The sequence below is a fragment of the Xanthomonas hortorum pv. cynarae genome, assembly GCF_002939985.1.
Taxonomy (GTDB): Bacteria; Pseudomonadota; Gammaproteobacteria; order Xanthomonadales; family Xanthomonadaceae; genus Xanthomonas; species Xanthomonas hortorum_D.
In genome coordinates, this window is the sequence record NZ_MDFM01000017.1 from 91374 (window position 1) to 100620 (window position 9247).

Below are 9247 nucleotides of genomic sequence, written 5' to 3' on the forward strand. Positions count from 1 at the left end.
CCCTTTGCACTTGTGCAGGAGGCGATGCAGGGAGCGTATCGGGTGGCGTGCCTTTAGCCGACCCGATCCCTGCACGTCGCAAAAACCATCCCGCGCAGGTCGGCAATGCGCCGTCTACGCTAGAGATCCAGCGTCAACGTCAGCCCGACCGTGCGCGGTGCGCCGATGAATGCACTGTCGCTGCCATCCACGCCTTCCAGAAAGCGTTTGTCGGTGAGGTTGCTGACATTGAGCGCCAGTTGCAGTCCCTGCAGCTGCGACAGTTCTACACCCAGATTGGCATCGAAGGTGGTCACGCCATCGAGTGCGGCGCGGTTGGAGGCATCCAGATAGCGCTTGCCCAGATAACGCCCGGACACACCGAAACGCCACGCCTGCCCACGCCAATCTGCCGACAGGACCAAGGTGTTGCGCGGCTGGCCGATCACCTGCGCGCCGGGCGTGATCTCCAGCGCAGCATCGCGCGCGGCATCGCCGCTGCCCAGGTAATCGGCCTTGTTGTAGGTGTAGGCACCGTTGATGCGCCAGCCGTTGTCCCAGCCATAACCCAGCGCTGCCTCCACACCACGCGCATGCACGCCGCCGAAGTTTTCGTACACGCCATCGGTTTCGCCGAGATAGTCGATGCCGGTGACGAAGTTGGCCGGCACATACACGATGCGGTTATCGAAACGGATGTCGTACAGCGTCACGCTGCCGGTCAACGGCCAGCGGCTGATGCGCAGGCCGAGCTCGACGTTGTCTGCGGTTTCCGGTTGCACGCGGCTCAGCGCGACCGGGTCGGTTTCGCCGAGCACACCGGACGGAATCGCGGCGAAATTCTGCGAGTAACCGGCAAACGCTTCCAACCCTTGCACCGGGGTGGTCCAGGTCAGGCCGGCCGACAGCAGCGGGTCCGAATGCGAGTCCGATTCAACATGCTGCGCATCGCCGATGCGGCGGTCGCGGGTCTGGTCGACGAAGAACTGCTTGACGCCCACCCGCCATGCAAATGCGCCATAGCGCATCACGTCTTCAACGTAATACATCTGCTCATCGGTCTGGTATTCGTCCTTGAACTGCACCCAGTACGGCTGATGATCGAAGCTGATATTGGTGCCCACATTGAGCAGGCGATGCCAGTCGCGGGTGACGCTGCGGTCATAGCGTTCCAGCCAGGCACCAGCGCGCACGGTGTTGTCGATGGCGCCGAGATCGGCGCGCCATTCCACATCGGCCATCGCGCCGGCGCGGTGGTTGTCGTAGTGGCTGTGGCGATACGACTGCACCGGCACCGAGCCGGCCGGGTAGCAGGCCGGGTTGGACTCGGCCGGTACCGCATCGCTGCCCGCGCAACCGGCCAGCATCGTCGCGGCTGCGCCGCCCGGAGTGAGGTAATACAGCTTGCCCAGGTCGCTGCCGGCATACACGGTGTTGCCGCCACGTGCTTCGGATTCCGGCGCGCCCGCGCCGTCGTTGGTCACGTCCACCAGATACGGCGGAATCCAGTCGCCACGGCCTTGCATGCGATGCGCGTAGCCGGTGAGCGTGGCCTTGAAGCCATTGCCGCCATCGAAGGCGCCGCGCAGATAGCCAAACGTATTCTTGCGCAAGGCGCGCGAGCCGGAGCGGTAGTTCTGGTCCAGATACGGAATGCCGGTGAGCGTGCCGGTCAACAGATCGTGCTCGGGATCGCGTGCGAACTGCTCCGGCGTCACGCTGGTGTATTCGGATTCGTCGGCATCGTCGTACGACAGATAGCCGCTGAGCGTCCACTTGTTCAATGCACTGACGAATTTGCCGGCCAGGTGATCGCGGCTGGTGTGGCCGCTGCCGTCGATCCAGTCGTCGTTGCGCGCGGACGAGCCGCTGACCCAGGCGCGCGTGTTGCCGCCGAGCACGCCGGTGTCGTAGCGCGCGTAATACTTGCGCCCCTGGTTGTCGCCAATACCGCCGATCACGCGCACGCGCTGTGTTTCCAGCGGCTCGCCGGTGAGGTAATTCAAGGTGCCGCCCAGCGCCTCATTGGAGCGCGAGGCGATGTCGGCGGTGCCCTGGCTGACTTCCACAGTTTCCAGATCCGGCATGTCGATGAAGCGGTTGGCCTTGGAGCCGCCGCCATACGCCGAGCCGCCGTTGGGCACGCCGTCGATCGTGGTGCCAATCTGCTGCGTATCGCGATTACTGACGAAGCCGCGCATGCTGATCTGCGTGCCCCAGTCCGACGAGCCGAACGCATCGGCCTCGGTCACGACCACGCCAGGCAGTTCGTTGAGCGCATCGTTGACGCTACCGAGCACGAACTGGCGGTCCAGCATTTCCTTGCCGACGGTGGTCTTGGAATAGGTCATCGCCTGGCCGACCACCTGCACCTGATCCAGCGTGGACACCTGTTCGCCAGTGTTGTTCGGTTCGGCCGCGGCCGGGCCAGATACTGCGCCATCCGGGACCTGCTGTGCGTAGGCGGGCAGGGTGAGCGGAACCAGCAGCAGCGCGAGCGTGGCCGGATGGCGCATGCGCGATGAAGACGTCGAATCCATTGCAATCCAACAAGCGGGGAGGGAGTCTGCAAAGACTCCCGCACTTGCGTTGCGTGATGATGACCGCGCTACAGGTGGGGCCGCGATCACGGGTAAATGGGGAAGCCTCACCGCCAGGACAACGACGATCTGGCGGTGTTTGGATATTCCAGGTCAGGTTGGTTTCAAAACACCCGGAATGTCGTGCGGCAGCGTGGTCTATTCGCTCCAAGACGATAAATTTGGAATCGTTGCGCCGTTGTAGATGCAGTCAAGGGCTTAGATCAAAGGCATGGCTAGTCGAGTGCGCGGTGCCCTCACCGCTTGCGGGACACGCCGTGAATCCGTCCCTGGAGGCTCGGTGGCGGCATCCATGCCGCCACACGGTCCCGCAATCGGCGAGGGCACCGCACCAGAGAGTTAGTCGATAGCTGGTTAGAAAGGCTGGCCGTCTTGCGAGTTGCCTTGGCTTGCCAATGCTGATCGCATCACTGCATGTGAGCTAGCGAGCTAGAAGCACGCGATGCATTGCTGCACCATGCGAACCGACCATCTCGACTGGTCCTTGCCCGCCCACCGTCGCGGGACCTTACGCGGCATGGATGCCGCGTAAGAGCCTACACGGACGTACTTGCGGCGTGTCCCGCGATGGTGGGCGGGCAAGGGCCCTGCAGTAAAGTCGCGGACCAGCGTTGAGCTGCAGCCAAGCGGCAGATCCTAGGCTCTGCAATAGACCGACGCGACGTAGTTAATTTAGCCACTTCTAGTGTGAGGCGCCGCTTCGGTCTGCTGCGTTTCCGGCATCAATTCCAGTGCCGATGGCGTCGTACGCAGCATCGGGCGGAAGGAGATCGGATGGGTGCGGCGGCGCGTGAAGCGCAGCAAGCGGGCCAGCGTGAAGCCGGCCATTGCCAGCAGCATCACCGCGAAGTACACCGGCAGTGCTGCCGGACCGAATTTCTGCATCGCGCCACCGGCCAACGCCGGGCCGATCGCCGCGCCCACGCCATGCACCAGCAACAAACTGCTGCAGCCGGAGAGTAGATCTTCGCGCGGCAGGTAATCGAGCATATGCGCCACCGCAAACGGATACAGCGAGAACGCCAGCCCGCCATACACGAAGAACAACACGAACAGCATGGTGGTCTGCGCCTGCACCATCGGCACCGCGGCGGCAATCGCAATGCCGGCCGCCAGCACACTCACCGTGACCAGCCCGATGCGCCGGTCATGGCCATCGCTGATGCGCCCGATTGGCCACTGCAACACCGCGCCGCCGATGATGGCGGTGAGCATGAACATCGCCACGCCATCAGCATCCAGCCCGATGCGGTTGGCGTACACCGGCAACAAGCCCCAGAATGCGCCCATCGCCAGGCCCGACAACCCCGCGCCGATGGTCGCCACCGGCGCCAACGCGTACAAGGTTTTCAGGCGCAAACGCGACACGTGCGGCACCTCGGGCGGAATCAGTCGCGTGGTCATCACCGGCATCACTGCCGCGCAAATCAGGATCGCTGTCAGCGTGAACATCGCCGGCGCACTTGCATCGCCGGCCGTAAGCAGGATCTGGCCCAACGCCAACGCGGACAGATTGATCGCCATGTACACCGAAAACACCCGGCTGCGTCGGCGCGCATCCGGCTCGGCGTTGAGCCAACTTTCGATCACCGTGTACAGGCCGACCAACGCCGCGCCGGTGATCAGCCGCAGCAACCCCCAGCCCCAGGCGTTCAACCAGATCGGATGCAGCAGCACCGCAATGGCGGCCAATGCCGCATAAAAAGCAAACGCACGGATATGCCCGATGCGGCGAATCAGTGGCGGCGCGAAGAAGGTGCCGAGAAAGAAGCCGGCAAAATACCCGGACATGATCAGGCCCAGCGCACGCGCATCAAAGCCGGCTTGACCACCGCGCACGGCAAGCAAGGTGCCGAGCAGCCCGCTGCCGGTCAGCAACAGGGCCACGCCCAGCAATAAGGCGGTCAGTCGCAACATGGATGCGGCTCTTGTGGGGGAAAAGGCGCGTCGATCACATGTTCGAGTGTAGCAGGCCGCTATGTGGCGGCTTGATCGAAACGTGTGGTGCAGGCTGATTCAAGGGGCTCCTCTACGACTCCCGACCGTCGCCGGTAGTCGTCAAGTCGGCGCAACGTGCCGGTTGTCTGCGCGCTGCAGGACGAACGCTGTATTCCGCGCAATCTCGCTGGCCTGACAACGACTCGTCACGTTTGCTCGAGACTGCGGCATGCGCAGTTGGCTTTTGCATCTGCAGGCGGCAACCGCGGCGTTGAACGTGCGCGGTCAGCGTGCAGGTGTGACAAAGCGACGATTGATCGATGCCTGTCGCTCGCAACAATCTACCGCGCGCCAGCGCCCAGACAGCACCGGCTTGCCCGCATACGACTAGAATCTGCGCCCCTGCATCATCATCAGCTGATCCTGCCATGCCCATCTACGGTTTCCAGTGCACCACCTGCGGTCACGCCTTCGACCGCCTGCAGAAGATGGCCGACCCCGATCCGCAGACCTGCCCGGCCTGCGCGGCGGCCACGATCAAGCGCCAGATCACCGCGCCCTCGTTCCGCCTGTCCGGTAGCGGCTGGTACGAAACCGACTTCAAGTCGGCGGGCGAGAAGAAGAAAAACCTCACCGAGAGCAGCAGCGGTGGCGAAGCCAAGCCAGCCGCAGCCGCCGAGAGCAAACCCGCCGCCAAGCCTGCGTCCAAGCCAGCATCCGATCCGGCATGATCCACGGCCGCGCGCGCAGGCCGGAGAGCGGCGCGTCGCTGAGAACAGCGCTCGCTCACCGCATTTCGTTGGCCACTCCAGGGTTGGCCGTGCTGATGCTGGTCGCCGCCGTGAGCGGATGTGCCACTTCTTCCAGGTCCAAGTCCACGTCTGCGACGTCGCCCACACCGATGAGCGCTGTACCCGCCGAGCGCTTCCTTGCCGCGCTCGCCACGCACTGCGGACAAGCCTTCGCCGGCCGCGTCCTCGTCGATACCCCGGTCTCCGCAACGCCAAGCGCGTTCGCCGGCAAGCCACTGGTGATGCATGTGCGCGGCTGCGACGACCCTGCACGCGAACTGCGCGTGCCGTTTCATGTGGGCGACGACCACTCGCGCACCTGGGTACTGACGCGCACTGCCACCGGCCTGCGCCTCAAGCACGATCATCGCCATGCCGACGGTAGCGCGGACGCATTGACCCAATACGGCGGCGCTACCATCGATGCAGGCAGCGCGAGCCGACAGGAATTCCCGGTCGATGCCGAATCCATCGCGCTATTCAAACGCCTCGGCTCGACCGCTTCGCTGAGTAATACCTGGGCGATGGAAATCCAGCCCGGCCGCAGCGTCGTTTACGAACTGAGCCGCCCAGGCGGGCGGCTGTTCCGGGTCGAATTCGATCTCACCCAGCCGGTCGCTTTGCCGCCCGCGCCTTGGGGAAGTTGAACCGGTCGATTGGCCGGGCAGTCGGCATCGTCTGCGGTCCCAGCACAGGCGTCTTCAGCTGGAGACCAGATCAAACAGCGTCGCAGCAGCGCACTCTCCCGCCGGGAACGCGTGTCATCCGCCAATCGATCGATGACAGGTGGAGGGCTTAGGCCGATCCGGATCCAGGACCGGCCCGCGCGCCGCCTCAACGCGCCTCGAACCGCGCCCGGCAACCGTCATTCACCCACACCGTCGCGCGGCGCTCGTCGTAGCCCCAGCTGCGGCCCTCTTCGCAGCGGGTGTCGGACAACTGGCGGGTCAGCACCGGACGGCCGTAGCGGCCATCCCAGGCGCAGGTGCGCAGGCGGCGGTCGTCGCTGGCGCAGCTGATGGCGTAATCGTTACGCGGGCGGTCGTCGCGGCCGCCGTAACCGCCATCGCCACGGTCCCAACCGCCACCGCGCGCTTGCGCAAACTCGCCCCGGCAGCCGTCGTCCACCCAGATCCGGCCACCGTCCTGGCGCCAGTTGCGGCCTTCCACGCAGGGCGTGTTGGAGAGCTGGCGCACCAGCATGGCGCGGCGCCAACCGGTATCGCAGATCTTCTGCCGCTGGTCGTTGCTCTCGCAGCGCACCGTGCCGGCCACCCCGCCAGCGCCGCCGTTGTTGCCGCCCCAGCCGCCGCCGCTCCCGTTGCGGCCATCCACAAAGCGCGCGCGGCAGCCGTTGTCCACCCACACGCGGCCGCGGTCGCTGCCCCAGTTGCGGCCTTCGATGCAGCGCGTGCCGGAGATGTTTTCGACCAGCACCGCGCGGCCGCGGAACGGCGTATCGCACTCGCGGCGGCGGTTGTCGTTGCTGGAGCAGGTGATGCTGGGGCCGTTCCAGCCGCGGTCCTGCGCGGCGGCAGGCGCGCTGGTGAGCAGGCCGGTCAGGGTGATCAGGCCGAAGCCGGAGAGCAGCAGGGCGGTGCGCAGCATCGTGGCGTCCTTGGTGCGGAAGGGTCTGGCGCCTATTCAGCCGGGCGCTGACTTAAGCGACCATGAGCGCCCGCGCATTTGCTCCTGTCGCCCGCCGGCCCCAGAATATCCGGCTCTCCGGCGCTGTCCTGCGTCGGGTTTTCAGCGGAGCTTTCGATGCGTACCCACTTCTGCGGCCTGGTCGACGAGACCATGATCGGCCAAACCGTCACTCTCGCCGGCTGGACCGACGTGGCCCGCAACCTGGGCGGCGTGTGCTTCATCGACCTGCGCGACCACGAAGGAATCGTGCAGGTGACGGTGGAGCCGGAGAACGCCGAGGTGTTCCCGGTGGCCGCCAGCCTGGGCTACGAAGACGTGCTGCAGGTCGAAGGCGTGGTGCGTGCGCGACATGCGGTCAACGACAAGCTGCGCAGCGGCAAGGTCGAAGTGATCGCCACCCGCATCAGCATCCTCAACAAGGCCGCGCCGCTGCCGTTCCACGCGCACGAAAATCCGGGCGAAGAAACCCGCCTGAAGTACCGCTATCTGGACCTGCGTCGTCCGGAAATGCAGCGCATGCAGCGCACCCGCATCAAGCTGGTGCAGGCGCTGCGCCGGCATCTGGATGCGCGCGATTTCCAGGACATCGAAACCCCGATCCTGACCAAGGCCACCCCGGAAGGCGCACGCGACTTTCTGGTGCCCGCGCGCATGCATCCGGGCGAGTTCTATGCGTTGCCGCAGAGCCCGCAGCTGTTCAAGCAGATCCTGATGGTGGCCGGCTTCGACCGTTACTACCAGATTGCGCGCTGCTTCCGCGACGAAGCGCTGCGTGCCGATCGCCAGCTGGAATTCACCCAGCTCGACATGGAATTCGCCTTCGTGCGCGAGCGCGACGTGCAGGATTTTGTCGAAGACATGATCCGCGCCATCTTCAAGGAAGTGGTGGATGTCGAGCTGGCCGCGCAGTTCCCGCGCATGACCTGGGCCGAGGCGATGCGTCGCTATGGCTCGGACAAGCCGGACCTGCGCATCGCGCTGGAATTGGTCGATGTGGCCGAGCTGGTCAAGTCCAGTGAATTCCCGGTGTTCACCGCCGCCGCCAACGATGCCGACGGCCGCGTGGCCGCGCTGCGTATCCCCGGCGGTGCCGCGCTGTCGCGCAAGCAGATCGACGAGTACGCCGCCCACGCCGCCAAGTACGGCGCCAAGGGCCTGGCCTACATCAAGCTGTCGGAAACCGGCGAAGTCAGCTCGCCGATTGCCAAATTCTTCAGCGAAGAGGCGTTTGCTGCGCTGCTCGCGCACGTCGGTGCCGGCAACGGCGACATCGTGTTCTTCGGTGCCGGCGGCTACAATACCGTGTCCGATTTCATGGGTGCATTGCGTCTGAAGGCCGGCAAGGACTTCAAGCTGGTCGCCGACACCTGGGCGCCGCTGTGGGTCACCGACTTCCCGATGTTCGAGTGGGACGAAGAGGCGCAGCGCTATGTGGCCCTGCATCACCCCTTCACCGCGCCGGCCGTGGACGATATCGCCGACCTGCGCGCCAATGCCCGCACCGCGGTGTCGCGCGGTTACGACATGGTGCTCAACGGCAATGAAATCGGCGGCGGCTCGATCCGTATCCACCGCCCGGACATGCAGAGCGCGGTGTTCGAGCTGCTTGGCATCGGCGCCGAGGAAGCGCGTGCCAAGTTCGGCTTCCTGCTGGATGCCTTGAACTACGGCGCACCGCCGCACGGCGGCATCGCCTTCGGCATCGACCGCATCGCTGCATTGATGGCGGGCACCGAATCGATCCGCGACGTGATCCCGTTCCCCAAGACCACTGGCGCGCAGGATCTGATGACCGACGCCCCGTCGCCGATTCCCGCCGAGCAGCTGGCCGAAGTGCACGTGCAGGTGCGTCCGAAGCAGGTCTGACCTGCGCTAGCAGATGGCCATGCCGTGTGCGTGGTCATCTGTACAAGGCGCCTAGCGCAGCCAGCGCTGCGCGCTTTGGTGGAACCGTTAGCGCCGGCTGGGTGTTGCGCACGGGGCACCGCCGCCGATCACCGGCGGCAGTGCGTCCTGCAGGTCCGTCCCAAGCGCGCCTGAGCTCCGCAAGCAGATAGCCATCCCTCGCAGTGTTTATCTTTCCTGCGCGGTGCCATGCGGAGCCGGTCGTGCGCGCTTGGTTGAACCCGTCAGCGCCCATGCCGAATCCTGCACACGCGGAATCCACACATCGCAGATGCTTTCCCGATTCCCGATTCCCGATTCCCCAATCCCCAATCCCCAATCCCCAATCCCCAATCCCCAATCCCCAATCCCCAATCCCCAATCCCCAATCCCCAATCCCCAATC

The 9247-nt window shown here is 65.1% G+C and carries 7 protein-coding genes; 4 read left to right on the forward strand and 3 right to left on the reverse strand.

From position 1 onward, the window contains the following. Positions 1-119: 119 nt before the first annotated feature. Positions 120-2519 (reverse strand): TonB-dependent receptor domain-containing protein, encoded by a 2400-nt coding sequence (locus XcyCFBP4188_RS13225; RefSeq protein ID WP_104592281.1) that lies wholly within the window; start codon positions 2517-2519, stop codon positions 120-122. Here XcyCFBP4188_RS13225 and XcyCFBP4188_RS22615 point away from each other — a divergent pair. Continuing rightward, positions 2494-2763 (forward strand): hypothetical protein, encoded by a 270-nt coding sequence (locus tag XcyCFBP4188_RS22615; RefSeq protein WP_139051524.1) that lies wholly within the window; start codon positions 2494-2496, stop codon positions 2761-2763. The two genes, XcyCFBP4188_RS13225 and XcyCFBP4188_RS22615, sit on opposite strands and share 26 nt — an antisense overlap. Before the next feature lie 488 nt (positions 2764-3251). On the opposite strand, the gene XcyCFBP4188_RS13235 is transcribed toward XcyCFBP4188_RS22615, so the two are convergent. Then, positions 3252-4496 (reverse strand): MFS transporter, encoded by a 1245-nt coding sequence (locus XcyCFBP4188_RS13235; protein ID WP_006451728.1) that lies wholly within the window; start codon positions 4494-4496, stop codon positions 3252-3254. Between the two features lie 449 nt (positions 4497-4945). Between XcyCFBP4188_RS13235 and XcyCFBP4188_RS13240 the strand changes: the two genes are divergently transcribed. After that, a complete protein-coding gene (locus XcyCFBP4188_RS13240) occupies positions 4946-5248 on the forward strand; it encodes an FmdB family zinc ribbon protein (protein WP_006451727.1) in 303 nt (100 codons plus the stop codon). Between the two features lie 92 nt (positions 5249-5340). After that, entirely contained in the window at positions 5341-5955 is a 615-nt protein-coding gene (locus XcyCFBP4188_RS13245; RefSeq protein ID WP_043909845.1) for a hypothetical protein, read from the forward strand. Between the two features lie 187 nt (positions 5956-6142). On the opposite strand, the gene XcyCFBP4188_RS13250 is transcribed toward XcyCFBP4188_RS13245, so the two are convergent. Continuing rightward, a complete protein-coding gene (locus tag XcyCFBP4188_RS13250) occupies positions 6143-6916 on the reverse strand; it encodes a DUF3011 domain-containing protein (RefSeq protein WP_006451725.1) in 774 nt (257 codons plus the stop codon). A 156-nt stretch (positions 6917-7072) separates the two neighbouring features. Here XcyCFBP4188_RS13250 and aspS point away from each other — a divergent pair, with 156 nt between their 5' ends. After that, positions 7073-8824: an aspartate--tRNA ligase gene (gene aspS, locus XcyCFBP4188_RS13255; RefSeq protein ID WP_074058033.1), complete on the forward strand. Its 1752-nt coding sequence runs from the start codon at positions 7073-7075 to the stop codon at positions 8822-8824. Positions 8825-9247 lie beyond the last annotated feature (423 nt).

What these genes read in the sequence shown, in the direction of transcription:
- XcyCFBP4188_RS13225 (WP_104592281.1), bottom strand. Translation starts at nt 2,519, where the DNA reads ATGGATTCGACGTCTTCATCGCGCATGCGCCATCCGGCCACGCTCGCG.
- XcyCFBP4188_RS13250 (WP_006451725.1), bottom strand. Translation starts at nt 6,916, where the DNA reads ATGCTGCGCACCGCCCTGCTGCTCTCCGGCTTCGGCCTGATCACCCTG.
- XcyCFBP4188_RS13235 (WP_006451728.1), bottom strand. Translation starts at nt 4,496, where the DNA reads ATGTTGCGACTGACCGCCTTATTGCTGGGCGTGGCCCTGTTGCTGACC.
- aspS (WP_074058033.1), top strand. Translation starts at nt 7,073, where the DNA reads ATGCGTACCCACTTCTGCGGCCTGGTCGACGAGACCATGATCGGCCAA.
- XcyCFBP4188_RS22615 (WP_139051524.1), top strand. Translation starts at nt 2,494, where the DNA reads ATGCGCGATGAAGACGTCGAATCCATTGCAATCCAACAAGCGGGGAGG.
- XcyCFBP4188_RS13240 (WP_006451727.1), top strand. Translation starts at nt 4,946, where the DNA reads ATGCCCATCTACGGTTTCCAGTGCACCACCTGCGGTCACGCCTTCGAC.